The following is a 22,527-nucleotide window of genomic DNA, read 5'->3' on the forward strand; positions in this document are numbered from 1 at the left end:
TCCGCGTACAGCAGTCCTTCACCCTGGAGCAGAAAGCAGAGAATTGCCGAACGATTTCAATCAGCCCATCATCGAAGAGTTCCGGGCCAACAACGGCCGCGTGGGCGGGTGGTTCGAGGGAGCCCGCCTCCTGTTGCTGACCACCACCGGCGCCCGGTCCGGGAAACCCCACACCACCCCCGTCGGCTACCTCCCCGACGGTGACGGCCGCGTCCTCGTCATCGCGTCCGCCGGCGGAGCGCCCCAGCACCCGGCCTGGTACCACAACCTGCTGGCCAACCCCCGTGTGACGGTCGAGGCGGGCCCCTTCACCTACGAGGCCGACGCCACCGTCCTGGAGGGCGAGGAACGCGACCGCGCCTTCGCCCGCGCGGTCGAGGGCGACCCCGGGTGGGCCGAGTACCAGGCCAAGACCAGCCGCGTCATCCCCGTGGTCGCCCTGGCCGAAGTGCCCGGCCCGCCCAACGTCAAAGCCACGTCCATGGGCGAGTACCTCAAGGTCGTCCACGACGCCTTCCGGCACGAACTGGCCCTCATCCGCAAGGAGATAGCCGAAACCGGCACCGCCGGCGGTCTCGGCACCCAGCTCCGCGTCAACTGCCTGGCCGTGTGCCAGGGGCTGCACAACCACCACACCGGGGAGGACACGATGCTCTTCCCGATGCTCGGCGACCGCCACCCCGAGCTCGCCCCGGTGATGGACCGGCTGAAGCAGGAGCACGACCAGATCGCCGCCCTCCTCGCCGCCCTGAAGAAGGTGGTGTCCGATGCGGAAGCGGAACCGGGACACGTACTCGCCGAAGTCGAACGGCTCACGGACGAGCTGGAGGCCCACCTCGTGTACGAGGAGGAACAGCTCATCCCCCTGCTCGACGCATAAGAAGACGGTGGGCCGCCCCCGGAGAACCCAGGGGCGGCCCACCGGCGTGCGACTACTGCTCGGCGCTCGCGCGCAGCATGCCCTCACGCTCGACGATCTTCACGCGCTCGCGGCCCTCGGCCTCGCCCAGCGCACGCTCGGCGGCGTCCAGCCGGTACCAGCCCTCCCACGTCGTGTACTCCACGCCCTTGTCCCGCAGGTACGCCACGACGGCGTCCTCCTCCGGGGCGGTCGGCGTGAGGAGCCGGCCCTCGCGGTGGTCCTCCAGCAGGTTGGCCACCGTCTCGTTGGCGTCGCCCTTGGTGTGGCCGATCAGGCCGACCGGGCCGCGCCGGATCCAGCCCGTGACGTACGTGGACGCCATGTGCTCGCCGCCCTCGATCACCCGGCCGCCCTCGTCCGGGACGGTGCCGCCGGCGAGGTCCCAGGGCAGCTTGGGCAGCTCGTCGGAGAGGTAGCCCACCGCGCGGTACACGGCCTGGACGTCCCAGGTCGTGAACTCGCCCGTGCCCTTCACGTTGCCCGTGCCGTCCAGCTCCGTGCGCTCGGTGCGCAGCCCGACGACCTTGCCGTCCTCACCGACGACCTCGGCGGGCGACTCGAAGAAGTGCAGGAACAGCTTGTGCGGCCGGTCGCCGACGTCGCGGATGGCCCAGTTCTCCAGGGTCTTGGCGACCATGTCGACCTGCTTGTTGGAGCGCCGCTGCTCGATGGACCCGGCGTCGTAGTCGATGTCCTCGGGGTTGACGATGACCTCGATGTTCGGCGAGTGGTCCAGCTCGCGAAGCTCCATCGGGCTGAACTTCGCCTGGGCCGGACCGCGCCGCCCGAAGACGTGGATCTCCAGCGCCTTGTTCGCCTTCAGGCCCTCGTACACGTTCGGCGGGATCTCGGTCGGCAGCAGCTCGTCCGCCGTCTTGGCGAGGATGCGGGCGACGTCCAGCGCCACGTTGCCCACGCCCAGCACCGCGACCTTCTCGGCCTCCAGGGGCCAGGTGCGCGGCACGTCCGGGTGGCCGTCGTACCAGGACACGAAGTCGGCGGCGCCGTACGAACCGTCCAGGTCGATGCCGGGTATGTCCAGCGCCCGGTCCGCCGTCGCGCCCGTCGAGAAGATCACCGCGTCATAGAACGCCCGCAGGTCGTCCAGCGAGATGTCGGTGCCGTAGTCCACGTTGCCGAACAGCCGAATCTGCGGCTTGTCCAGCACCTGGTGCAGCGCGGTGATGATGCCCTTGATACGCGGGTGGTCGGGGGCCACGCCGTACCGGATCAGGCCGAACGGCGCGGGCATGCGCTCGAAGAGGTCGATCGATACGCCGGGGTCGGCGGCGGCCTCGGACTTCAGCAGCGCGTCGGCGGCGTAGATTCCGGCGGGGCCGGCACCGACGATCGCGACCCGCAGGGGGCGGGGCATGAGGGATTCCCTTCGAGCGAGGAGCAGGCGGTCACTTGAGTGATCATATGCACCCTAAGTAAGGCTGCCCTCACTTGGTACCCGCCCCCGGCCTATGGCCCCATAAGCGGGCCTTATGGCCTCTCTCGCCTCCACGCATGAACCGCGCCACGCTGGAACCATGAACGGCGCCACGGGCTGGGGCGCCAGGCTGATGAACAGTTCGATCACCGGGATGGCCCCCTGGGTCCTGTTCTCCCTGCTGGTCGGCCCCAGCCGCTACGAACTCGCCGCCGCGCTCTCCCTCGCGGTGGCGGTCGTCCTCGTGCTCGTACGGCAGCGGCCGGTCTTCCTGGAAGTCGCCGGGCTGGTCTTCTTCGGCGTCCTCACCGTCATCGGCATGATCGCCCCGGCGGACACGCTGCGCTGGCTGGATACGTACGCGGGGGAGCTCTCCAACCTGACCATCGCCGCCCTCGCGGGCCTCTCCGTCGCGGCACGGGCGCCGCTGACGACCCCGTACGCCCGCAAGAAGGTGCCCCGCGAGTTCTGGCACACCCCGGAGTTCCTCCGCGCCAACGTGCTGATCACCTACGTCTGGGGCCTCGCCTTCCTGGCGGCCGCCCTCGCCGGCCTGATCGGCGACCTGGTGCTGCGCAACCCGGACAACCTCTGGACGGCCTGGCTGATCCAGGCGTCCGCGCTCGTCACCGCGATGCGCTTCACCGAGTGGTACCCGGCCGTGCCGAGGCCACCGGTGCGGAGCCTGCTCATGCCGTTCGTCGGCCTGCTCATCCCCATGGGCGTCCTCGTCCTGGTCTTCAACGCCGCCCCCAGGTGGTTCGCCGTCGCCCTCATTGTCGTGGGCGTCGTCCTGGCCCGTGCGCTCCGCACGGAGGTGGTCGTGGCCAAGGAGGAAGGCCGGGAGCCGTAGGGGCCCCGGCCGCTCACCAGCGCTCGAAGGCGGTGAACGTCAGGCCGCCGCCCGCTCCGGCGGCGATGAGCCGCCCCTCGTGCTCGTAGAAGCGGGAGCCGGGCACCTCTTCGCGGAAATGCCGCTCGTCGAGCTCCTCGCCATTGCCGGCGTCGAACACGAACAGGTCGGTGATGTCGCTGGCCTGGGTGGACCACTCGCCGAGCACGGTGATCCGGTCACCCCGCGCGAGCAGCGCGGCGCCGGGCTCGTCCAGAGCCTCCTTCCACACCGTCTCGCCGGTCTTCAGGTCGAGTGCGACGAGATTGTGGTGCTCGCCCTTTTGCCACCAGCCCGCCAGCGCGTACATCCGCTCGCCGACGATCGCCGTCTGTGTCGGGTCGGCCGCCTCGATCGTGCCGTGGTCGCCGTCGAACTCGATGCGGGGGCGCGGCCGTCCGTCCTGGCCGAAGGAGAGGTACGTGCCCTTGTCGAGGCTCCCGTCCCGCCCGACGGCGAGCACCAGCGGGTCGGTGGATTCGATGGAGACCATGGCGCGCATATCCACGGGAGGCGTGCGTCCATCGGGATCTTCCAGTTCAGCGCGCCCGTCGCGCGGTCGAAGGCGGCCACGTTCAGCTCGGCGCCGTCGGTGCTGCCGATGCCGATGGTGTCGGCCTCTTCGCCGCCGCACTCCAGGACGGCGAAGACCTGCTCGTTGCCGACGGCGACCTTGTACGTGCCGCACTTGTCAGGCATGGCGGCCGTCCAGCGGGGCTTGCCGGTGCGCAGGTCCACGGCGCGCAAGGAGGTGTGGTCGTCCTTGGTCCGTGCCCGCAGTGCGTCCCGGTGGTCATGGGCGACGACGGCGATGTCGCCGCCCGCGTCCATGAACTGCGGGCCCTCGTCGAACCGGCCGGTGGCGACCTTCCGCTGGGTGGTCCACAGCGCGCGGCCGTCCTTCACGTCGAGTGCGACGACGGTGACGCAGCCCTTGCCGCGCGGTGCCGGCTCCATGGAGTCGCCGCCCTCCTCCCCGTACGCGACGAGCAGGACCGACGCGTCCGCGTGCTCCGCGCTCCCGCATATCCGGGTACGGCCGGGTGGCACGTACTCCCAGAGTTTCTTGCCGTCCTGCCCCTCCGCGATGCCGAACCCGGTCACCGCGTCGAACCGGCTGCGGACGGCGACGTCACCGACGACCCAGGTGTCGTTGGCCCGTGTGTCGTCCGTGGGCCTGTCCTTGGCCGCCGTCCAGGTCCGCACCATGGCGTCACCGGGCAAGTAGCCCTGGTACGACAGCATCCAGGCCGCGATGGACCCGACCACCGTCAGAATGACGGCGGTCGTGGTCAGTGCTTTCGCGAGCGTTCTCCCCGACATCACGTGGCCCCCCTCGTGTGTATCCGCGAAAGACGATCAGGGTAAGCCAGGGCTGCCGGCCCGGGGCGGTCACATGACGGGACACCCCTCAGGGGACGAAGCCGACGACCCCGAGACCGGGACGCGCCTCCGCGTGGCGCAGCCGGCCGATGACGTCCATCACGGCGTCCACCACCTCGGGAGGGAAGAACTCACGTGATCACGTTAGCCACCGGCACTGACACCCAGCCCGCCGACGAACGCCCGCCAGGCGGCGGCGGTGACGACGAGGACGGGACCGGTGGGGTTCTTGCTGTCCCGGACGGGAACGACGCCGCCGGGGGCGTTGTCGAGGACTTCGACGCAGCTTCCACCGTTGTCGTCGCTGTAGCTGCTCTTGCGCCATGGGGCGGCGCCGGGGAAGTCGTACGCCACTTCCACGCAGTCACCGCCGTGGCCGTCGCTGTAGGTGCTCTTGCGCCACTGGGCGGTGCTCAGGTCGTACGCGCGCATCGTCTGTGGTCCTCCGCCGCCGATTCGATCAGGGCTCGGGACGCCTCCGGCGACAGCGCGGCGGCCCTGAGCAGATCGTAGGAGGCGCTCGCCCGCTTCACCACCGCTGGATCGTCCAGCAAGTTGCCGGAATACCAGCCCTCTGTATAGGCGGTTGGCGGCGCGTCCTTGAACTCCATGAGCTTCAGCATTCCGGCCATCTCGGGGTAGGCCCCTGCCGAGTATGGGATGACCTGCACCAGCGCCTTCCGCTGCGATGCGGCGGCCAGGATGTACTCAAGCTGGTCTGCCATGGCATCCGGGCCGCCGACCGGGGTGCGCAGCACGTTCTCGTGCAGGATCACCCAGAACGCCGGACGCGTGGGGCCTTGCAGGATGTCCGCGCGGTCCATCCGGGCGCCGACCTTCTCATCAATGAAGCTGTCGAGCGCGAAGGGGTTGCTGGCCAACGTGACGGCCCGCGCGTAGGAGGGGGTCTGGAGCAGGCCTGGCACGAGCGTGGAGGCGAACTCGCACAGTCCCGTCGCCAGCTTCTCCAGCTCCGCAACAGCCCGGAAATACTCGGCATACGGCGACTTGTTGATGAGCTGGCGGCACATCCGCTCGAAAAAACCATCGGTTTGTAGGACCTCGTCGATCCTCGCCGCCACGTCCAACTGGGGCTTCCGAATCGCCTGTTCGAATTGGCCGATGTACCCGCCCGATACGAAGACCTTCCGCCCCAGTTCCTGCTGCGTCATTTTCGCGGCTTCGCGCCGGTTCTTCAGCTCCGTGCCGTAGAACTCCCAGGCGGCCTGCCTGGACGAGCCTGCGTTGGCCATGGCTTAACACCCCAGTCCTGCCGCGCAGTTGTAGCGCGGTCGCAACTGCCAATGCTAGGGGCGCGGGGCCATCCTGGGGGCAGTAAGCGGGAAATGGATTCGGGAAGGACGGCGTTGGTGAAGGAAGAGATTCAGGACGCGAAGAAGGCGGTGGCGGAATTGCGCGCGGCACTCGAAAGGGCGGGAATCACGCTGCCCTCCCTGGGGTTGGACCCCGTCACGTGCGCTGCCGAGCCGCCTCGGCCGCTCGTGGAATTGGGACGTTGCACGGTGGAGACGGCGCGCCGGCTGGCCGCCGCCCTGCCGGAGGAAGGTGGCCGCTGATGAGCCTGCCCGTCGGGTCGTACGCCGTCGATGTGCGGAGCGGACGCGTGGGGCGTGTCATGGGGCACGTGGGGCCGTACCTCCAGCTCAGACCGGTCGGAGGAGGCCGGGAGTGGGACTGCCCACCGGAGGGGGTGCGGCCGGCGACGGACGCGGAGCGGATCAGCGCGGCGACGTCGTACGTGAACGCGCGGAGCCGGGGGGAGGTGCCGTGACGTCACCCGTACCAGGTGACGTTGCATACGTAGACGCACGCGTGCCGGGGGACGGCCAGGAAGCTGATGAAACCGCGTCCGCTGAGGATGTCGAATTCCCGCAGGCCGCCATCGCGATCGATTGGGCGACCGACCTTGGTCGCCTCGTCCCCGAGCGCGGCGAGCTCCGTGGCCAGACGTTCCACCTCCGCCACCACGCCGGGCGGCAGGCCGTCGGTGAGGTACTCGTAGCTCGGGTTGTAGTCCTACGTCCAGTCGGTCAAAGCCCGGCCTCGGCCTCTGCCGTGTCCCGAATGCGGCGGATCTCGGCGATGAGCTCGGCGGCGTCCTGCTTACCCGCCGCCTGGACGATCAACTCCAGTTCCCGCAGTCGCGCGGCCCGCTCCGGGTAACGCTCGATCGCCACGAACACGGCCCACGAGTGCACAAAGGCCTGGAGCGGCGCGAGGCTCTGCGTCTGCTGGGCATTGGTGGTCGCCTCGAACAGGTGCTGGGTGAGCGCGGGGATGCGGCTGGGGGCGATACGGGCCACGGCTGCCCGCAGGCCGTCGGGGGTCAGTTCGGGCATGGGGATCAGCGGGCCGTAGGGGCCGTCGAGCTGGGCACTCACAGGGACCTCCGGTACGGGTGTGTCCGAGGATTCGTACGCTACCCGGTCATACGGACCCGAGGGCCCCTCGCGCTTCTCCGGCGTCAGCTGAGCCGGGGCCTCCCGGCGCGCGAAATACTCTTCCATCAGCAAGAGGTTCTTCGCCGCTCTCGTCAGATAGCTCATAAGCAGAGCGTCACCGTTCGCCCCCGGACCGGACGCTGCAAACCGCGGTGCTTCACCGGCACGAGTGACCGAACCGGCTTCCGGGCCCGGGCCACGCGTCCCGCCCCCGTACGGGACAATGGCCCCATGACCCTGTTCCGCGACGACGGCATCGTGCTGCGCACCCAGAAGCTGGGTGAGGCGGACCGCATCATCACGATCCTGACGCGCGGGCACGGGCGCGTGCGGGCCGTCGCGCGGGGCGTGCGGCGCACCAAGTCGAAGTTCGGGGCGCGGCTGGAGCCGTTCAGCCACGTGGACGTGCAGTTCTTCGCGCGGGGCTCCGAGCTGGTGGGGCGCGGGCTGCCGCTGTGCACCCAGAGTGAGACGATCGCGGCGTACGGCAGCGGGATCGTCACCGACTACGCCCGGTACACCGCCGGGACGGCCATGCTGGAGACCGCCGAGCGGTTCACCGATCATGAGGGCGAGCCGGCCGTCCAGCAGTACCTGCTGCTCATCGGGGGCTTGCGGACCCTCTCGCGCGGGGAGCACGCCCCGAACCTGATCCTGGACGCCTTCCTGCTGCGGTCCCTGGCCGTGAACGGCTACGCGCCCTCGTTCGAGGACTGCGCCCGGTGCGGGATGCACGGGCCGAACCGGTTCTTCTCGGTCGCGGCGGGCGGGGTCATATGCGGCGACTGCCGGGTGCCCGGGAGCGTCGTACCCTCTGCGGAGGCCGTCGGTCTGCTCAGCGCACTGCTGACCGGCGACTGGGAGACGGCGGACGCGTGCGAGCCGCGCCACGTCAGGGAGGGGAGCGGACTGGTGTCCGCGTATCTGCACTGGCACCTGGAGCGGGGGCTGCGCTCCCTTCGGTACGTCGAGAAGTAGCAGCAGATTGAGGAGAGTGTGAGCCGCATGGCACGACGCGGATTCCTGGGCCGGTCCCGCCGCGACTACAAGGACGTCGAGCCGCACCCGTCCGGCGCGCGACCCCCGAAGATCCCGGGCGAGCTGGTGCCGAACCACGTGGCGATCGTCATGGACGGCAACGGCCGCTGGGCCAAGGACCGCGGGCTGCCGCGTACCGAGGGGCACAAGGTCGGCGCCGAGCGCGTGCTGGACGTCCTCCAGGGCGGGATCGAGATGGGCGTCGGGGCCATCTCCCTGTACGCCTTCTCCACCGAGAACTGGAAGCGCTCGCCCGACGAGGTGCGCTTCCTGATGAACTTCAACCGCGACTTCATCCGCAAGACCCGCGACCAGCTCGACGAGCTGGGCATCCGGGTGCGCTGGGTGGGCCGGATGCCCAAGCTGTGGAAGTCGGTGGCCAAGGAGCTCCAGATCGCCCAGGAGCAGACCAAGGACAACGACCGGCTCACCCTGTACTTCTGCATGAACTACGGCGGGCGCGCGGAGCTCGCGGACGCCATGCAGGCGATCGCCCAAGACGTGAAGGCGGGCAAGCTCGACCCGTCGAAGGTCGGCGAGAAGACCATCCAGAAGTACCTGTACTACCCGGACATGCCGGACGTCGACCTGTTCCTGCGGCCCAGCGGCGAGCAGCGCACCTCCAACTACCTGATCTGGCAGAGCGCGTACGCCGAGATGGTCTTCCAGGACGTGCTGTGGCCCGACTTCGACCGCCGCGACCTGTGGCGGGCGTGCCTGGAGTTCGCCCAGCGCGACCGCCGCTTCGGCGGGGCGATCCCCAACGAGGAACTGCTCGCCATGCAGGGCCGCCCGGAGGGCGACCCTCCGGCTGTCTGACCCGGCCGCTACGATCACGGGCCGTCCCACTACGACTGGAGGGCCCGTGACCGAAGCAGTGCCCGAGACGGCACAGGAAGCCGTGGAGCTGGCCTATGAGCCCGCCCTCGCCGACGCGGTGGGGGCGATCCGCGCCCGCGCCAAGCGCACCCCGGCGGGACGGCTGCAGAACGGGGTGCTGCTGGCGACCGCGCTGTTCATGCTGGGCGCGCTCGCCCTGAACTTCACCGGCCCGAAGGGGCCGACCGTCGGCGGGACGGTGCTCTGCCTGACGGTCCTGCTCTTCATCCTCGGCATGTACTTCCTGATGCCCGGGCTCCAGGGGCAGCAGGTGCACCGGCTGTACGCCACGCAGCCGGAGTTCCGGGTCGTCGTGGACGGCACCGGCGTACGGCAGTGCTCGCGGGACCTGGACATGACGTACCGCTGGCCCGCGATGCCCCGGTACACCGAGACCCCCGAGCTGTTCGTGCTGCTCTCGGGCGACCGGCACGGGGTGGGCATCCTCTTCCTCCCCAAGCGGGGCGTATCCGACCCGGAGGGCGTCGACCGGCTGCGGGCGATCCTGGACCGCAACATCACCCGCATATGAGCGCACGCACGTGAAGGGGCCCGCACCGGACACAGCCGGTGCGGGCCCCCGCACATCACCTCACTTGGCGGCGCACTCCGCGCACGTACCGAAGATCTCCACCGTGTGCGCCACGTTCACGAATCCGTGCTCGGCCGCGATCGTCTCGGCCCACTGCTCCACCGCCGGGCCCTCGACCTCGACGGCCTTGCCGCAGACCCGGCACACCAGGTGGTGGTGGTGCTCACCGGACGAGCAGCGGCGGTAGACCGCCTCGCCGTCACTGGTGCGCAGCACGTCGACCTCGCCCGCGTCGGCGAGGGACTGAAGGGTGCGGTAGACCGTCGTCAGGCCCACCGAGTCGCCGCGGTGCTTGAGCATGTCGTGCAGCTCCTGCGCGCTGCGGAACTCGTCCACCTCGTTCAGCGCCGCCGACACGGCAGCTCGCTGCCGGGTCGACCGGCCGCGCACGCCGGGGGTTCCAGCCATCGCCACAGGTGCCTCCTCAACACTCGGCCCGCTCACACATACGTCGGGCCATTCTGCCAGGCCGCCGTGGCGGGCCCGTCAGACCTTCACGTCGTCCGCCCGGCCACCGGTGTCCGTGACGGCCACGTCGCAGCCGTCCACGGTGGCGGGCCCGGTGTCCCGGGCGCGGCGCCGGGCCAGGGGTGTGGCCAGGGCGGTCAGCACCACGAACACCGCGATGGCCAGCAGCACAATCGTCGCGCCCGGCGGCACGTCCTGGTAGTAGGAGGTCGCCGTACCGGCCAGCGTCACGCCCGTACCGATCAGCACCGCGAGAGCGAACGTCATCCGGAAGCTCCGCGACAACTGCTGCGCCGCCGCGACCGGCACCACCATCAGCGCGCTGACCAGCAGCAGGCCGACGACCCGCATGGCGACCGTGACGGTCACGGCGGCGGTGACCGCGATCAGCAGGTTCAGCGCCCGCACGGGCAGCCCGGTGACCCGCGCGAACTCCTCGTCCTGGCTGACCGCGAACAACTGCCGCCGCAGGCCCAGCGTGACGAGGATCACGAAAGCCGCCAGCACGCAGATGGCGGTGACGTCCTCCTCGGACACCGTCGACAGGGAACCGAAGAGGTACGAGTTGAGGTTCGCGTTCGACCCGGTCGGCGACAGGTTGATCAGCATGACGCCGCCGGCCATGCCGCCGTAGAAGAGCAGCGCGAGCGCGATGTCGCCGCGCGTGCGCCCGTACGCCCGGATCAGCTCCATGGTGATCGCGCCCAGGATGGAGACGGCCGCGGCCATCCACACCGGGTTGGTGGACATCAGGAAGCCGAGACCGACGCCGGTCATGGCGACGTGCCCGATGCCGTCGCCCATCAGGGCCTGCCGGCGCTGGACCAGGTAGATGCCGACGGCCGGAGCCGTGATGCCGACCAGGACGGCCGCGAGCAGCGCGCGCTGCATGAAGGCGAGCTGGAGGATTTCCATGTCAGGTCAGCAGTCCCGTGCGGAGCGGCTCGTCGGCCGCGTGCGGATGTACGTGGTCGTGGCCGGGCAGCGCGTGCTGGCCGACGGCCCGGGGCGGCGGCCCGTCGTGGACGACGCAGCCGTCGCGCAGCACCACCGCGCGGTCGATCAGCGGCTCCAGCGGGCCCAGCTCGTGCAGCACCAGCAGCACGGTCGCCCCGTCCGCGACCTTCGCGCGCAGGGTGGCGGCGAGGATCTCCTGGCTGGCCAGGTCGACGCCCGCCATCGGCTCGTCCATGATCAGCAGCTCGGGGTCGGCGGCGAGGGCCCGGGCGATCAGCACCCGCTGGTGCTGGCCGCCGGACAGGGCGCTCACGGAGTCCTTGGCGCGGTCGGCGAGCCCGACCAGCTCGATGGCCCGCTGCACGGCCGCCCTGTCCGCCTTGGAGGGCCACCTCAGCTTCGTACGGGACAGGCGCCCCGAGGAGACGACCTCGCGGACCGTGGCGGGCACCCCGCTGGCGGCGGTGGTGCGCTGCGGTACGTAGCCGACGCGCGCCCAGTCGCGGAACCGCCTCAGCTCCGTACCGAACAGGGAGACGGACCCGCCGGTGAGCGGGACCTGGCCGATCACCGACCGTACGGCGGTGGACTTGCCCGAGCCGTTCGCGCCGAGCAGCGCGACGACCTCACCGTGGTGCACGGTGAGGTCGACCCCGCGCAGCACGGGGCGGGCGCCGAGCGTGGCGGTGGCCGAGCGGACGGATATGACCGGCGCGGATATGGCGGGCTCGGTGCTGCTCACGTCGCTGCCTCCATCACTGGGTGTCACTTGGCGCCGAGTGCCTTCTTCAGCGCGGCGAGGTTGGACTCCATGACCTCGATGTAGTCAGCGCCCTTGGACTTGTCCGTGATTCCCTCCAGCGGGTCCAGGACGTCGGTCTTGAGGCCGGTGTCCTTGGCGAGGGTCTTCGCGGTCTTGTCGCTGGCGAGGGTCTCGAAGAAGACGGTGGTGACCTTGTCCTTCTTCGCGATGTCCTGGAGCTCCTTGATCCGGGCGGGGCTCGGCTCGGACTCGGGGTCCATACCGGAGATGCCCTCCTGCTCCAGCTTGTACCGCTCGGCGAGGTAGCCGAAGGCGGAGTGCGTGGTGATGAAGGTCCGGGTGGTGGTGTTCTTCAGGCCCGTGTCGAACCGGGCGTGGAGGGCGTCGAGCTTCTTCACCAGCTCGGCGGTGTTCTTCTTGTAGTCGGCCGCGTGGTCCGGGTCGGCCTTCTCCAGGGAGGCGCCGACGCCCTTGGCGACCTCCGCGTACTTCACCGGGTCGAGCCAGATGTGCGGGTCGGCCCCGGCCTCTTCCTCGCCGTGCTCCTCGTGGCCCGGCTCCTCGTGGCCCGGCTCCTCGTGGCCGTGGTCGTGGCCGACCTCGGTGCCGTGCTCCTCCAGCGTGGTGAGCGTGCCGGCGTCGACGGTGTTCTTGACGCCCGCCTGCTTGATCGCGTCGTCGACGGCGGGCTGGATGCCCTTGAGGTAGAGGATGTAGTCCGCTTCGCCGAGCTCGCCGATCTGCTTCGGCTTGAGCTCCAGGTCGTGCGGTTCGACGCCCGGCTTGGTGAGGGTGGTGACCGAGACGTTGTCGCCGCCGATCTGCTCGGCCAGGAACTGCATGGGGTAGAACGACGCCACCACGTTCAGCTTGCCGTCGTCCGATGCCGCGGCGGAGCCGGAGGAACCGCCGCAGGCGGAGAGCGTGACCAGGCCGAGGGTCACGGCTCCGGCGAGGGCGGTGGTGGGTATGAGGCGTCGCACGTTCATGGGATTCATTTTCAACAAAAGTGGAAACGATTGTCAACAAAGCCGGTGAGTGGCTCCGGCCACCCACCGATTTGATCCCGGGGGTGCGCGCGCCGGTAACCTGAAGCATTCGCCGTTCGCCATCGTCGTTATGAAGAGAGCACAGTGGCCGCCGACAAGATCGACACGATCGTCAACCTGAGCAAGCGCCGTGGCTTCGTCTACCCGTGCAGCGAGATCTACGGCGGTCAGCGGGCCGCCTGGGACTACGGGCCGCTGGGTGTCGAGCTCAAGGAGAACATCAAGCGCCAGTGGTGGCGCTACATGGTCACCTCGCGCGAGGACGTCGTCGGTATCGACTCTTCGGTGATCCTGGCGCCGGAGGTCTGGGAGGCCTCCGGTCACGTCGCCACCTTCACCGACCCGCTCACCGAGTGCACCTCCTGCCACAAGCGCTTCCGCGCGGACCACCTGGAGGAGGCGTACGAGGAGAAGCACGGCCGCCTCCCCGAGAACGGCCTCAAGGACCTGAGCTGCCCCAACTGCGGCAACAAGGGCACCTTCACCGAGCCCAAGCAGTTCTCCGGCCTGCTCTCCACCCACCTCGGCCCGACCCAGGACTCCGGCTCCGTCGCCTACCTGCGCCCCGAGACCGCCCAGGGCATCTTCACCAACTTCGCGCAGGTGCAGCAGTCCTCGCGCAAGAAGCCGCCGTTCGGCATCGCGCAGATGGGCAAGTCCTTCCGGAACGAGATCACTCCGGGCAACTTCATCTTCCGCACCCGCGAGTTCGAGCAGATGGAGATGGAGTTCTTCGTCAAGCCGGGCGAGGACGAGCAGTGGCAGGAATACTGGATGGAGCAGCGCTGGAACTGGTACCGCGACCTTGGTCTCCGTGAGGAGAACATGCGCTGGTACGAGCACCCCAAGGAGAAGCTCTCCCACTACTCCAAGCGCACCGCCGACATCGAGTACCGCTTCCAGTTCGGCGGCAGTGAGTGGGGCGAGCTGGAGGGTGTCGCCAACCGCACCGACTACGACCTGTCGGCGCACTCCAAGGCCTCCGGCACGGACCTGTCGTACTTCGACCAGGAGGCCGGCGAGCGCTGGACGCCGTACGTCATCGAGCCGGCCGCCGGTGTCGGCCGCACGATGCTGGCGTTCCTGCTCGACGCGTACAACGAGGACGAGGCGCCCAACGCCAAGGGCGTGATGGAGAAGCGCACCGTGATGCGCCTCGACCCGCGCCTGGCCCCGGTCAAGGTCGCCGTCCTGCCGCTGTCCCGCAACCCGCAGCTCTCGCCGAAGGCCAAGGGCCTCGCCGCAGACCTGCGCAAGAACTGGAACATCGAGTTCGACGACGCGGGCGCCATCGGCCGCCGCTACCGCCGCCAGGACGAGATCGGTACGCCGTTCTGCGTCACGGTCGACTTCGACACGCTCGACGACAACGCGGTGACCGTGCGCGAGCGCGACACCATGAAGCAGGAGCGCGTCTCCCTGGACCAGATCCAGGGCTACCTCGGCAGCCGCCTGCTCGGCTGCTGACGTCCGACGCGGACGCGCGAAGCCCCCGGTTCCTGGTGAGGGACCGGGGGCTTTCCCGTGCTCGGGCACTGCTCGGGGGGCGGACTCTCGCCGGCGCGTGGGCTGGGGGCCTGCTCGGGCGCGGGGCTCGGGGGGCCGCTCCGGGCGCGGGCTCGGGCACTGCTCGGGGGCGGGGCCGGAGCCTGTTCAGGCGCGCAGGCCCCGGAGGAGAAGCGCGACCACGGCGTCGAAGGCCGCGTCGATGCCGGGGTCCGTCCAGTCGGCGGCGTGCACCGGGTCGTGGAAGCGGTCCGTGGCGTCGAACACCGCGCGGGCGGTGGTGGTGTAGTCGCCCCCGAGGCTCTCCGGCGCGGCGAACTCGCCCTGCCGGTGCCCGTCCTCGATGATCCGGGCGAGCTGCCCGACCAGGTGGTCCACGTGCTGGGCCACCACGGTGCTGCTCTCGCCGATCAGCACCTCGTACGTGGCGAACAGCTCCGGGTCGCCGCCCGCCTTGCGGCGCTTGGCCGCGAACAGCGTCGACAGCCAGTCCGTGAGCCGCCGGGCGGCGGGGCCCGGCCCTTCCGCGAAGGGGGCCAGCTCGGTCACCGCCCGCTCCAGCCACCGCTCGGTGACCGCCTCGCGCAGCGCCGCCTTGGTGCGGAAGTGGCGGTAGACGCTGCCGTGGCTGACACCGAGGGCCCGTGCCACGTCGACCACCGTCGCCTTGGCCGGGCCGTAGCGGCGCAGCACCTCCTCGGTGGCTTCGAGGATGCGGTCCGGGGTCAGGGCGTCGGTGCTCATGAACAGTGAAGGTACCCCGGCCGGGCGGGGGGTCAGCGTTCGCTGTCCAGGTGCGCCATCTGGGCCGCCGGGTAGCGCTCGCCGGCCGCCGCCCCCGCCGGGACGGCCGCCTCGACTGCGGCGAGGTCCTCGGCGTCGAGGGTGACGTCCAGGGCGCCGAGCGCCTCGGCCAGCCGGTCGCGGCGGCGGGCGCCGATGAGCGGCACGATGTCGTCGCCCTGGGCGAGCACCCAGGCGATGGCGGTCTGGGCGACGCTGACGCCCTTGTCCTCGGCGACCTTGCGGAGCCGGTCCACCAGGTCGAGGTTGCGGTGCAGGTTGTCGCCCTGGAAGCGCGGGCTCATGCTGCGGAAGTCGCCGGGCGCGAGCGCGCGGTCGCGGGAGAAGTGGCCGCTGATCAGGCCACGGGAGAGCACCCCGTACGCCGTGATGCCGATGCCCAGCTCGCGCGCGGTCGGCAGGATCTCGTCCTCGATCCCGCGCGAGACCAGCGAGTACTCGATCTGGAGGTCCGCGATCGGCGCGACGGCGGCGGCCCGGCGCAGGGTCTCGGCGCCGACCTCGGACAGGCCGATGTGGCGTACGTGCCCGGCCTCGACCAGCTCGGCGATGGCGCCGACGGTCTCCTCGACGGGGACGTCGGGGTCGACGCGGGCGATCCGGTAGATGTCGATGTGGTCGGTGCCGAGGCGCTGGAGCGAGTACGCGGCGAAGTTCTTCACGGCCGCCGGGCGCCCGTCGTAGCCCGTGAAACCGCCCTCGACGGTGCGCAGCGCGCCGAACTTGACGCTGGTGAGGGCCCGTTCGCGGGCGGTGGCCGGGGCCGTGCGGAGGGCCTCGTTGATCAGCAGCTCGTTGTGGCCCATGCCGTAGAAGTCGCCGGTGTCCAGCAGCGTGACGCCCGCGTCGAGGGCGGCGTGGATGGTGGCGATCGACTCGGCGCGGTCGGCCTGGCCGTAGAGGGCGGACATGCCCATGCAGCCGAGGCCGAGGGCGGACACCTGGGGCCCGGTGGTGCCGAGGGGGCGGGTGGGCAGCGGGGTGGCGGAGGTCATGGGGGCTCCTTGAGAGGGGTGTGGGGGAGTACCTCCCTCACAGTGACATGACTGCTGACAGATTTCAATATCTGTCAGCAGTCATCGGTTCGGAAAAGTGGATGCCGAGCCCTCCGGAGCGGGGTACGGTCACCGCATGGCATTCCTTCCGATCTACGAGTGAGAGTGCGGCGGGCCCGACCACCCGCCCCCCACGCGCCGCATGCCGAACCACTTCTCACCACGATGGAGATCCCGTGGCCAAAAGCCGTAACAACCTTCTGGGCGTAGGCGGACAGCGCAAGAAGCTGTCCCGCGCGGATCAGCAAGGCTCCGCCCCCGCCCGCGCCGCCGACCGCCGCGCCGCCGCCGACCAGAAGCAGGAGCTGCTGCGCAAGATGCGCGAGCGCGCGCAGGGCGCGTCGCCGAGCGAGCAGAGCGACCAGGGCGGCGAGCAGCAGAGCTGACCCGCGCGCCGGTTCTTTCGGACTGCGCACGGCGATATGTCGCACGGCGCACGCGCAGGCCCGGGCCACCCCTCGACGGGTGGCCCGGGCCTTCGTCTTGCCGGCGGCAGCGGGCGGTGGGTGGGGCGGGGCCCCTCCTCCTCGGTGGCGAACCGGTGCGCCGGGCTCAGCGGGTGGCGCGCGGCGTCTCCGGGTCCGCCAGGCGGCGGGCCGTGCGGTCGGCTGTCGCGCGGGCCCAAGGGCCGCTGGTGGCCGCGCCGACCAGCAGGACGACCAGGCCGCAGCCGGCGATGACCCACCAAGCCGGGCGGCTCGCGGCGACGAAACCGACCGTGTGGGAGGCGGGTGGGACCCCGGAGGCCAGGACGGCTCCGATGACCGCGACGCCCAGCGTCTGGCCGATCTGCCGGCTCGTGGAGGCGACGGCGGCGGCGACGCCCGCCTGGGCGCGTGGCATGCCGGAGACGGCCGTGTTGGTGATGGGCGCGTTCACCATGCCGAAGCCCAGGCCGAACAGGACGTACCCGGTGAACAGCAGCGGTGTGGACGTCTCGGCCTCGAAGGCGGCGAACAACACGCCACTCGTCGTCATCGTCAGGCCCGCGATCAGCAGCGGCAGGCGTGGGCCGCGGCTGCCGACCAGCCGCCCGGACAGGGGCGCGCAGACGAAGGTGAGCGCGGCCATCGGCAGCATGTAGAGCCCGGCGTGCAGGGCGGACAGCCCGCGCACGTCCTGGAGGTACAGGGTGTTGACGAACAGGAAGCCGCCCAGGGCCGCGAACGCGCACACCGCGATGACCGTGGCCCCGCTGAACGGGGCGCTGCGGAAGAAGCGCAGGTCGATCAGCGGCTCGGCGCGCCTCGGCTCGTACAGCAGCAGTGCGACGAGGGCGGCCCCGGCCACGGCGGCGAGGACCGGGTCCGTCTCGATGATCGCGTACGTCAGTGACCCGAGGAGCACCATGACGAGGAGCTGGCCGACCGGGTCCACCCGGCGGGGCCTGGGGGCGCGGGACTCGGGGACGTACCGGAAGGTGAGGAACAGCGCGAGGAGCCCGACCGGCAGGTTGAGCCAGAAGATCGAGCGCCAGCCGACCGAGTCGGTGAGCACGCCGCCGACCAGTGGGCCCGCCGCCATGGAGATGCCCACGACCCCGCCCCAGGCGCCGATGGCCCGGGCACGCGCGCGTGGCTCGGTGAAGGTGTTGGTGATGATCGACATGGCGACCGGGTTGAGCATCGAGCCGCCCACGGCCTGGACCATGCGGAAGGCAATGAGCGCCGCGAGGTTCGGGGCGAGGGAGCAGAGCACCGAGCCGAGGGTGAAGAGGACCAGTCCGGCCATGAAGACCTTGCGGCGGCCGATCCGGTCGGCGGTGGAGCCGGCGAGCATCAGCAGCGACGCGAGGACGAGCGTGTAGGCGTCGATGGTCCACTGCATGCCCGCGACGTCCGCGTGCAGTTCCCGGCGCATGGAGGGCAGGGCGACGTTCAGAACGGTGTTGTCCAGGCTGACGATCAGCAGGCTCATGCAGCAGATCGCCAGCACCAGCAGTCGCCGCCGGGGGGTGAGCTCGGGCATATATCCAAAGTACGGCTAACTAACGACCGGCTCAGGATGTAGGTGACAATGGGGTGCATGACCGCGTTCAGTCCCCTTGCCATCGGACCGCACACCGTGCGGCCGCCGGTGGTGCTCGCGCCGATGGCCGGCATCACCAACGCCCCGTTCCGCACCCTGTGCCGTGAGTTCAGCGGCGGGAAGGGGCTGTTCGTGAGCGAGATGATCACGACGCGGGCGCTGGTCGAGCGCAACGAGAAGACCATGCAGCTCATCCACTTCGACGAGACCGAGACGCCCCGCTCGATCCAGCTCTACGGGGTCGACCCGGTGACCGTCGGCAAGGCGGTCCGGATGATCGTCGACGAGGACCTGGCCGACCACATCGACCTGAACTTCGGCTGCCCGGTGCCCAAGGTGACGCGCAAGGGCGGCGGCTCCGCCCTGCCGTACAAGCGGCCGCTGCTGCGGGCGATCCTCAACGAGGCGGTGTCCAACGCCGGCGACCTGCCGGTCACGATGAAGATGCGCAAGGGCATCGACGACGACCACATCACCTTCCTGGACGCCGGGCGCATCGCGGTCGAGGAGGGCGTGACGGCGATCGCGCTGCACGGGCGCACGGCGGCCCAGCACTACGGCGGCACGGCGGACTGGGACGCCATCGCCCGGCTCAAGGAGCACGTCCCGGAGATCCCGGTGCTCGGCAACGGCGACATCTGGTCGGCGGACGACGCGCTGCGGATGATGCGCGAGACCGGCTGCGACGGCGTCGTCGTCGGGCGCGGCTGCCTGGGCCGGCCGTGGCTCTTCGGCGACCTGGTGGCGGCCTTCGAGGGCACGGGGAAGGCGGCGACGCCCACCCTCCGGGAGGTCGCGGACGTGATGGTGCGGCACGCGAAACTGCTGGGGGAGTGGATCGGCGACGAGTCGCGGGGCGTCATCGACTTCCGTAAGCACGTGGCCTGGTACCTGAAGGGCTTCGCGGTCGGTTCGGAGATGCGCAAGAAACTGGCGGTGACGTCCTCCCTGGACGAGCTGCGCGCTCAGTTGAGCGAGCTGGACCTGGACCAGGCGTGGCCGGTGGGCGCCGACGGCCCGCGTGGGCGGACGTCCGGAAACAACCGGGTGGTGCTGCCGGACGGGTGGCTGAAGGACCCGTACGACTGCTCCGCGGTCAGCGCTGACGCGGAGCTGGACACGTCCGGCGGCTGACCGGGGCCCGTGCCCCGGGGCTTCGGCGAGGGGGCGGCTTGGCTGTCCGGATGCGGTGCGGGAGCCGTCCGGATCGTGGAATTCCGGGCTCCGGCGGGGCGTGATTCTCGCCACCCCTGATAGGGGTTGCGCTCAAATGAGCGCCGCGAGGGCGGCTGCACTTCTCAAAGGGTGGCACTCAGTGCCACCCTTTTTGTGTTCAAGAGTTGAACTCACGTGCCTTGCGGAGCGCTCAGATGAGCGATTACCGCCAGCTTTGAGTCAAGCGTCATTCGGAGGCTGAAGGGGCCGGACGCGAAAACCTACCGCTCAGTCACTTTCGATCTGCTGGCGGACGGGTGGTTAAGGCCGTATGACGGGTAGGCGTACGTACCCAGAAGCCTTCGATCTGGGTATGTTCCTCGCCGTCAGGGCAGCCACCGAGTCCTCGAGGAGTCGAGACCCGTGTCGGAAAACAAAGATCAGAAGTTCGTGTACGACTTCACCGAGGGCAACAAGGACCTCAAGGACCTGCTCGGCGGTAAAGGTGCCAACCTCGCCGAGATGACCAACCTGGGTCTCCCCGTTCCCCCCGGCTTCACCATCACCACCGAGGCCTGCAAGGTCTACCTCGAGAGCGGCGACGAGCCCGTCGAGCTGCGCGACGAGGTCACCGCGCACCTGGACGCCCTCGAGAAGAAGATGGGCAAGAAGCTCGGCCAGGCCGACAACCCGCTCCTGGTCTCCGTCCGTTCCGGCGCCAAGTTCTCGATGCCCGGAATGATGGACACCGTCCTCAACATCGGACTCTCCGACAAGTCCGTCGAGGGCCTGGCCAAGCAGGCCGGGGACGAGCGGTTCGCCTGGGACTCGTACCGGCGCCTGATCCAGATGTTCGGCAAGACGGTCCTCGGCGTGGACGGCGAGCTGTTCGAGGAGGCCCTCGACGAGGCCAAGGCCGCCAAGAAGGTCACCGTCGACACCGACCTCGACGCGGGCGACCTGAAGAAGCTCGTCAAGCACTTCAAGAAGATCGTCAAGGCCGAGGCCGGCCGCGACTTCCCGCAGGACCCGCGCGAGCAGATGGACCTGGCCATCAAGGCCGTCTTCGACTCCTGGAACGGCGAGCGCGCCAAGCTGTACCGCCGCCAGGAGCGCATCCCGCACGACCTGGGCACCGCCGTCAACGTCTGCTCCATGGTCTTCGGCAACCTCGGTCCCGACTCCGGCACGGGCGTCGCCTTCACCCGCGACCCCGCCAGCGGCCACCAGGGCGTGTACGGCGACTACCTCCAGAACGCGCAGGGCGAGGACGTCGTCGCCGGCATCCGCAACACCGTGCCGCTGGCCGACCTCGAGTCGATCGACAAGAAGTCGTACGACCAGCTCATGCAGATCATGGAGACGCTGGAGAACCACTACAAGGATCTCTGCGACATCGAGTTCACCATCGAGCGCGGCCAGCTCTGGATGCTCCAGACCCGGGTCGGCAAGCGCACCGCCGGTGCCGCCTTCCGGATCGCGACGCAGCTCGTCGACCAGGGCCTGATCGACGAGGCCGAGGCGCTCCAGCGCGTCAACGGCGCCCAGCTCGCGCAGCTCATGTTCCCGCGCTTCGACGAGAAGGCGGACGTCGAGCAGATCGGGCGCGGCATCGCCGCCTCGCCGGGCGCGGCGGTCGGCAAGGCCGTCTTCGACTCGTACACCGCCGTCAAGTGGTCCCGGTCCGGCGAGAAGGTCATCCTGATCCGCCGTGAGACCAACCCCGACGACCTGGACGGCATGATCGCCGCCGAGGGCATCCTGACCTCGCGCGGCGGCAAGACCTCCCACGCGGCCGTGGTCGCGCGCGGCATGGGCAAGACCTGTGTCTGCGGCGCGGAGGAGCTGGAGGTCGACACCAAGCGCCGCCGGATGACCGTGCCCGGCGGGCACGTCGTCGAGGAGGGCGACGTCGTCTCCATCGACGGCTCCACCGGCAAGGTGTACCTCGGTGAGGTACCCGTCGTACCGTCGCCGGTCGTCGAGTACTTCGAGGGCCGGATGCACGCGGGCGCCGACGACGCCGACGAGCTGGTCCAGGCCGTGCACCGGATCATGGCGTACGCGGACCGGGTGCGCCGGCTGCGTGTGCGGGCCAACGCCGACAACGCCGAGGACGCGCTGCGGGCGCGGCGCTTCGGCGCGCAGGGCATCGGCCTGTGCCGCACCGAGCACATGTTCCTCGGCGACCGCCGCCAGTACGTCGAGCGGCTGATCCTCGCCGACACGGACGCCGAGCGCGACGAGGCCCTCAAGGCGCTGCTGCCGCTCCAGAAGGACGACTTCGTCGAGCTGTTCGAGGCGATGGACGGCCTGCCGGTGACGGTGCGCCTGCTGGACCCGCCGCTGCACGAGTTCCTGCCCGACATCACCGAGCTGTCGGTGCGCGTCGCCCTCGCGGAGGCCCGCAAGGAGCCCCACGAGAACGAGCTGCGGCTCCTCCAGGCCGTGCACCGGCTGCACGAGCAGAACCCGATGCTGGGTCTGCGCGGCGTACGCCTCGGCCTGGTCATCCCCGGCCTGTTCACCATGCAGGTCCGCGCCATCGCCGAGGCCGCCGCCCAGCGCATCGAGGCCAAGGGCGACCCGCGCGCCGAGATCATGATCCCGCTCGTGGGCACCGTCCAGGAGCTGGAGCTGGTCCGCGACGAGGCCGAGCAGGTCATCGCCGAGGTCCAGGCGCAGACCGGCGTCGAGCTGAAGCTCGCGCTCGGCACGATGATCGAGCTGCCGCGCGCCGCCGTGACGGCCGGTCAGATCGCCGAGTGCGCCGAGTTCTTCTCCTTCGGCACGAACGACCTCACCCAGACGGTGTGGGGCTTCTCCCGCGACGACGTGGAGGCGAGCTTCTTCACCGCGTACCTGGAGAAGGGCATCTTCGGGGTGTCGCCGTTCGAGACGATCGACAAGGACGGTGTCGGCGCGCTCGTGCGGAGCGCCGTCGAGGCCGGCCGGGTCACCCGCCCGGACATCAAGCTCGGCGTGTGCGGCGAGCACGGCGGTGACCCGGAGTCGGTGCACTTCTTCCACGAGGTGGGCCTGGACTACGTCTCCTGCTCGCCGTTCCGGATCCCGGTGGCGCGCCTGGAGGCGGGCCGCGCGGCCGCGCAGTCCAGCGGGAGCGACAGCCGCTGAGCCC

General features: G+C 70.1%; 25 protein-coding genes. 11 read left to right on the forward strand and 14 right to left on the reverse strand.

Annotated features, from left to right (window positions below; genetic code table 11):
• The first annotated feature begins 43 nt into the window (after window positions 1–43).
• The gene (locus tag ACZ46W_RS11435) at window positions 44–880 is read left to right on the forward strand and encodes a nitroreductase/quinone reductase family protein (protein WP_468335002.1); all 837 of its coding nucleotides are present in this window, start codon (window positions 44–46) and stop codon (window positions 878–880) included.
• Between the two features lie 52 nt (window positions 881–932).
• Here the strand turns inward: ACZ46W_RS11435 and ACZ46W_RS11440 are convergent, their stop codons facing one another.
• Window positions 933–2,297, reverse strand: coding sequence for an FAD-dependent oxidoreductase (locus ACZ46W_RS11440; RefSeq protein ID WP_468335005.1), 1,365 nt, complete (start codon window positions 2,295–2,297; stop codon window positions 933–935).
• A 160-nt stretch (window positions 2,298–2,457) separates the two neighbouring features.
• Here ACZ46W_RS11440 and ACZ46W_RS11445 point away from each other — a divergent pair, with 160 nt between their 5' ends.
• Entirely contained in the window at window positions 2,458–3,210 is a 753-nt protein-coding gene (locus ACZ46W_RS11445; RefSeq protein WP_468335009.1) for a hypothetical protein, read from the forward strand.
• 13 nt (window positions 3,211–3,223) lie between these two features.
• On the opposite strand, the gene ACZ46W_RS11450 is transcribed toward ACZ46W_RS11445, so the two are convergent.
• The 4 genes from ACZ46W_RS11450 to ACZ46W_RS11465 form a co-directional block, all read right to left on the reverse strand.
• A complete protein-coding gene (locus ACZ46W_RS11450; RefSeq protein ID WP_468335011.1) occupies window positions 3,224–3,559 on the reverse strand; it encodes a hypothetical protein in 336 nt (111 codons plus the stop codon).
• Window positions 3,496–4,572, reverse strand: coding sequence for an outer membrane protein assembly factor BamB family protein (locus ACZ46W_RS11455; protein WP_468335015.1), 1,077 nt, complete (start codon window positions 4,570–4,572; stop codon window positions 3,496–3,498). The genes ACZ46W_RS11450 and ACZ46W_RS11455 overlap by 64 nt, the downstream gene beginning before the upstream one ends.
• 204 nt (window positions 4,573–4,776) lie before the next feature.
• Window positions 4,777–5,064 (reverse strand): DUF397 domain-containing protein, encoded by a 288-nt coding sequence (locus ACZ46W_RS11460; RefSeq protein WP_468335018.1) that lies wholly within the window; start codon window positions 5,062–5,064, stop codon window positions 4,777–4,779.
• Complete coding sequence (locus ACZ46W_RS11465) at window positions 5,046–5,885, reverse strand: helix-turn-helix domain-containing protein (protein WP_468335021.1); 840 nt, start codon at window positions 5,883–5,885, stop codon at window positions 5,046–5,048. The genes ACZ46W_RS11460 and ACZ46W_RS11465 overlap by 19 nt, the downstream gene beginning before the upstream one ends.
• A gap of 93 nt (window positions 5,886–5,978) precedes the next feature.
• Here ACZ46W_RS11465 and ACZ46W_RS11470 point away from each other — a divergent pair, with 93 nt between their 5' ends.
• Window positions 5,979–6,209 (forward strand): hypothetical protein, encoded by a 231-nt coding sequence (locus tag ACZ46W_RS11470; protein ID WP_468335024.1) that lies wholly within the window; start codon window positions 5,979–5,981, stop codon window positions 6,207–6,209.
• A complete protein-coding gene (locus ACZ46W_RS11475) occupies window positions 6,209–6,424 on the forward strand; it encodes a hypothetical protein (protein ID WP_468335027.1) in 216 nt (71 codons plus the stop codon). The genes ACZ46W_RS11470 and ACZ46W_RS11475 overlap by 1 nt, the downstream gene beginning before the upstream one ends.
• A gap of 2 nt (window positions 6,425–6,426) precedes the next feature.
• On the opposite strand, the gene ACZ46W_RS11480 is transcribed toward ACZ46W_RS11475, so the two are convergent.
• Window positions 6,427–6,609, reverse strand: coding sequence for a hypothetical protein (locus ACZ46W_RS11480; protein ID WP_468335030.1), 183 nt, complete (start codon window positions 6,607–6,609; stop codon window positions 6,427–6,429).
• A 74-nt stretch (window positions 6,610–6,683) separates the two neighbouring features.
• The gene (locus ACZ46W_RS11485; RefSeq protein ID WP_468336935.1) at window positions 6,684–7,034 is read right to left on the reverse strand and encodes a hypothetical protein; all 351 of its coding nucleotides are present in this window, start codon (window positions 7,032–7,034) and stop codon (window positions 6,684–6,686) included.
• 291 nt (window positions 7,035–7,325) lie between these two features.
• Between ACZ46W_RS11485 and recO the strand changes: the two genes are divergently transcribed.
• The 3 genes from recO to ACZ46W_RS11500 are packed head-to-tail and all read left to right on the forward strand — an operon-like array spanning window position 7,326 to window position 9,543.
• Entirely contained in the window at window positions 7,326–8,072 is a 747-nt protein-coding gene (gene recO, locus ACZ46W_RS11490) for a DNA repair protein RecO (protein WP_468335033.1), read from the forward strand.
• 27 nt (window positions 8,073–8,099) lie between these two features.
• The gene (locus tag ACZ46W_RS11495) at window positions 8,100–8,951 is read left to right on the forward strand and encodes an isoprenyl transferase (protein WP_468335036.1); all 852 of its coding nucleotides are present in this window, start codon (window positions 8,100–8,102) and stop codon (window positions 8,949–8,951) included.
• A gap of 46 nt (window positions 8,952–8,997) precedes the next feature.
• Window positions 8,998–9,543: a YcxB family protein gene (locus ACZ46W_RS11500; protein WP_468335039.1), complete on the forward strand. Its 546-nt coding sequence runs from the start codon at window positions 8,998–9,000 to the stop codon at window positions 9,541–9,543.
• A gap of 60 nt (window positions 9,544–9,603) precedes the next feature.
• On the opposite strand, the gene ACZ46W_RS11505 is transcribed toward ACZ46W_RS11500, so the two are convergent.
• The 4 genes from ACZ46W_RS11505 to ACZ46W_RS11520 all read right to left on the reverse strand — a co-directional run bounded on the left by ACZ46W_RS11505 (window position 9,604) and on the right by ACZ46W_RS11520 (window position 12,780).
• Window positions 9,604–10,011, reverse strand: a complete 408-nt coding sequence (locus ACZ46W_RS11505; RefSeq protein WP_366129482.1) for a Fur family transcriptional regulator — start codon at window positions 10,009–10,011, stop codon at window positions 9,604–9,606.
• A 78-nt stretch (window positions 10,012–10,089) separates the two neighbouring features.
• Window positions 10,090–10,986 carry a metal ABC transporter permease gene (locus ACZ46W_RS11510; protein WP_468335042.1) on the reverse strand — a complete coding sequence of 299 codons (897 nt, stop codon included), beginning with the start codon at window positions 10,984–10,986 and terminating at the stop codon, window positions 10,090–10,092.
• 1 nt (window position 10,987) lies between these two features.
• Window positions 10,988–11,770, reverse strand: coding sequence for a metal ABC transporter ATP-binding protein (locus ACZ46W_RS11515; RefSeq protein ID WP_468335045.1), 783 nt, complete (start codon window positions 11,768–11,770; stop codon window positions 10,988–10,990).
• 23 nt (window positions 11,771–11,793) lie between these two features.
• Window positions 11,794–12,780, reverse strand: coding sequence for a metal ABC transporter substrate-binding protein (locus ACZ46W_RS11520; RefSeq protein ID WP_468335048.1), 987 nt, complete (start codon window positions 12,778–12,780; stop codon window positions 11,794–11,796).
• A gap of 144 nt (window positions 12,781–12,924) precedes the next feature.
• Here ACZ46W_RS11520 and ACZ46W_RS11525 point away from each other — a divergent pair, with 144 nt between their 5' ends.
• Entirely contained in the window at window positions 12,925–14,307 is a 1,383-nt protein-coding gene (locus ACZ46W_RS11525) for a glycine--tRNA ligase (RefSeq protein WP_366129478.1), read from the forward strand.
• 186 nt (window positions 14,308–14,493) lie between these two features.
• On the opposite strand, the gene ACZ46W_RS11530 is transcribed toward ACZ46W_RS11525, so the two are convergent.
• On the reverse strand, window positions 14,494–15,090 hold the full coding sequence (locus tag ACZ46W_RS11530; protein ID WP_468335052.1) for a TetR/AcrR family transcriptional regulator: 597 nt from the start codon (window positions 15,088–15,090) through the stop codon (window positions 14,494–14,496).
• Between the two features lie 32 nt (window positions 15,091–15,122).
• Window positions 15,123–16,145 carry an aldo/keto reductase gene (locus ACZ46W_RS11535; RefSeq protein WP_468335055.1) on the reverse strand — a complete coding sequence of 341 codons (1,023 nt, stop codon included), beginning with the start codon at window positions 16,143–16,145 and terminating at the stop codon, window positions 15,123–15,125.
• A 236-nt stretch (window positions 16,146–16,381) separates the two neighbouring features.
• On the opposite strand from ACZ46W_RS11535, the gene ACZ46W_RS11540 reads away from it, so the two are divergent.
• Window positions 16,382–16,591, forward strand: coding sequence for a DUF6243 family protein (locus ACZ46W_RS11540; RefSeq protein ID WP_366129475.1), 210 nt, complete (start codon window positions 16,382–16,384; stop codon window positions 16,589–16,591).
• A gap of 166 nt (window positions 16,592–16,757) precedes the next feature.
• On the opposite strand, the gene ACZ46W_RS11545 is transcribed toward ACZ46W_RS11540, so the two are convergent.
• On the reverse strand, window positions 16,758–18,173 hold the full coding sequence (locus ACZ46W_RS11545) for an MFS transporter (RefSeq protein ID WP_468335059.1): 1,416 nt from the start codon (window positions 18,171–18,173) through the stop codon (window positions 16,758–16,760).
• Between the two features lie 57 nt (window positions 18,174–18,230).
• On the opposite strand from ACZ46W_RS11545, the gene dusB reads away from it, so the two are divergent.
• A complete protein-coding gene (gene dusB / locus ACZ46W_RS11550; RefSeq protein WP_468335062.1) occupies window positions 18,231–19,367 on the forward strand; it encodes a tRNA dihydrouridine synthase DusB in 1,137 nt (378 codons plus the stop codon).
• 444 nt (window positions 19,368–19,811) lie between these two features.
• The gene (gene ppdK, locus ACZ46W_RS11555) at window positions 19,812–22,523 is read left to right on the forward strand and encodes a pyruvate, phosphate dikinase (protein WP_468335065.1); all 2,712 of its coding nucleotides are present in this window, start codon (window positions 19,812–19,814) and stop codon (window positions 22,521–22,523) included.
• The last annotated feature ends 4 nt before the right edge of the window (window positions 22,524–22,527 follow it).

The organism is Streptomyces sp. NPDC031064, assembly GCF_055570965.1.

What these genes read in the sequence shown, in the direction of transcription:
- ACZ46W_RS11440 (WP_468335005.1), bottom strand. Translation starts at nt 2,297, where the DNA reads ATGCCCCGCCCCCTGCGGGTCGCGATCGTCGGTGCCGGCCCCGCCGGA.
- ACZ46W_RS11445 (WP_468335009.1), top strand. Translation starts at nt 2,458, where the DNA reads ATGAACGGCGCCACGGGCTGGGGCGCCAGGCTGATGAACAGTTCGATC.
- ACZ46W_RS11450 (WP_468335011.1), bottom strand. Translation starts at nt 3,559, where the DNA reads ATGTACGCGCTGGCGGGCTGGTGGCAAAAGGGCGAGCACCACAATCTC.
- ACZ46W_RS11455 (WP_468335015.1), bottom strand. Translation starts at nt 4,572, where the DNA reads ATGTCGGGGAGAACGCTCGCGAAAGCACTGACCACGACCGCCGTCATT.
- ACZ46W_RS11460 (WP_468335018.1), bottom strand. Translation starts at nt 5,064, where the DNA reads ATGCGCGCGTACGACCTGAGCACCGCCCAGTGGCGCAAGAGCACCTAC.
- ACZ46W_RS11465 (WP_468335021.1), bottom strand. Translation starts at nt 5,885, where the DNA reads ATGGCCAACGCAGGCTCGTCCAGGCAGGCCGCCTGGGAGTTCTACGGC.
- ACZ46W_RS11470 (WP_468335024.1), top strand. Translation starts at nt 5,979, where the DNA reads ATGGATTCGGGAAGGACGGCGTTGGTGAAGGAAGAGATTCAGGACGCG.
- ACZ46W_RS11475 (WP_468335027.1), top strand. Translation starts at nt 6,209, where the DNA reads ATGAGCCTGCCCGTCGGGTCGTACGCCGTCGATGTGCGGAGCGGACGC.
- recO (WP_468335033.1), top strand. Translation starts at nt 7,326, where the DNA reads ATGACCCTGTTCCGCGACGACGGCATCGTGCTGCGCACCCAGAAGCTG.
- ACZ46W_RS11495 (WP_468335036.1), top strand. Translation starts at nt 8,100, where the DNA reads ATGGCACGACGCGGATTCCTGGGCCGGTCCCGCCGCGACTACAAGGAC.
- ACZ46W_RS11505 (WP_366129482.1), bottom strand. Translation starts at nt 10,011, where the DNA reads ATGGCTGGAACCCCCGGCGTGCGCGGCCGGTCGACCCGGCAGCGAGCT.
- ACZ46W_RS11510 (WP_468335042.1), bottom strand. Translation starts at nt 10,986, where the DNA reads ATGGAAATCCTCCAGCTCGCCTTCATGCAGCGCGCGCTGCTCGCGGCC.
- ACZ46W_RS11520 (WP_468335048.1), bottom strand. Translation starts at nt 12,780, where the DNA reads ATGAACGTGCGACGCCTCATACCCACCACCGCCCTCGCCGGAGCCGTG.
- ACZ46W_RS11530 (WP_468335052.1), bottom strand. Translation starts at nt 15,090, where the DNA reads ATGAGCACCGACGCCCTGACCCCGGACCGCATCCTCGAAGCCACCGAG.
- ACZ46W_RS11535 (WP_468335055.1), bottom strand. Translation starts at nt 16,145, where the DNA reads ATGACCTCCGCCACCCCGCTGCCCACCCGCCCCCTCGGCACCACCGGG.
- ACZ46W_RS11545 (WP_468335059.1), bottom strand. Translation starts at nt 18,173, where the DNA reads ATGCCCGAGCTCACCCCCCGGCGGCGACTGCTGGTGCTGGCGATCTGC.
- dusB (WP_468335062.1), top strand. Translation starts at nt 18,231, where the DNA reads ATGACCGCGTTCAGTCCCCTTGCCATCGGACCGCACACCGTGCGGCCG.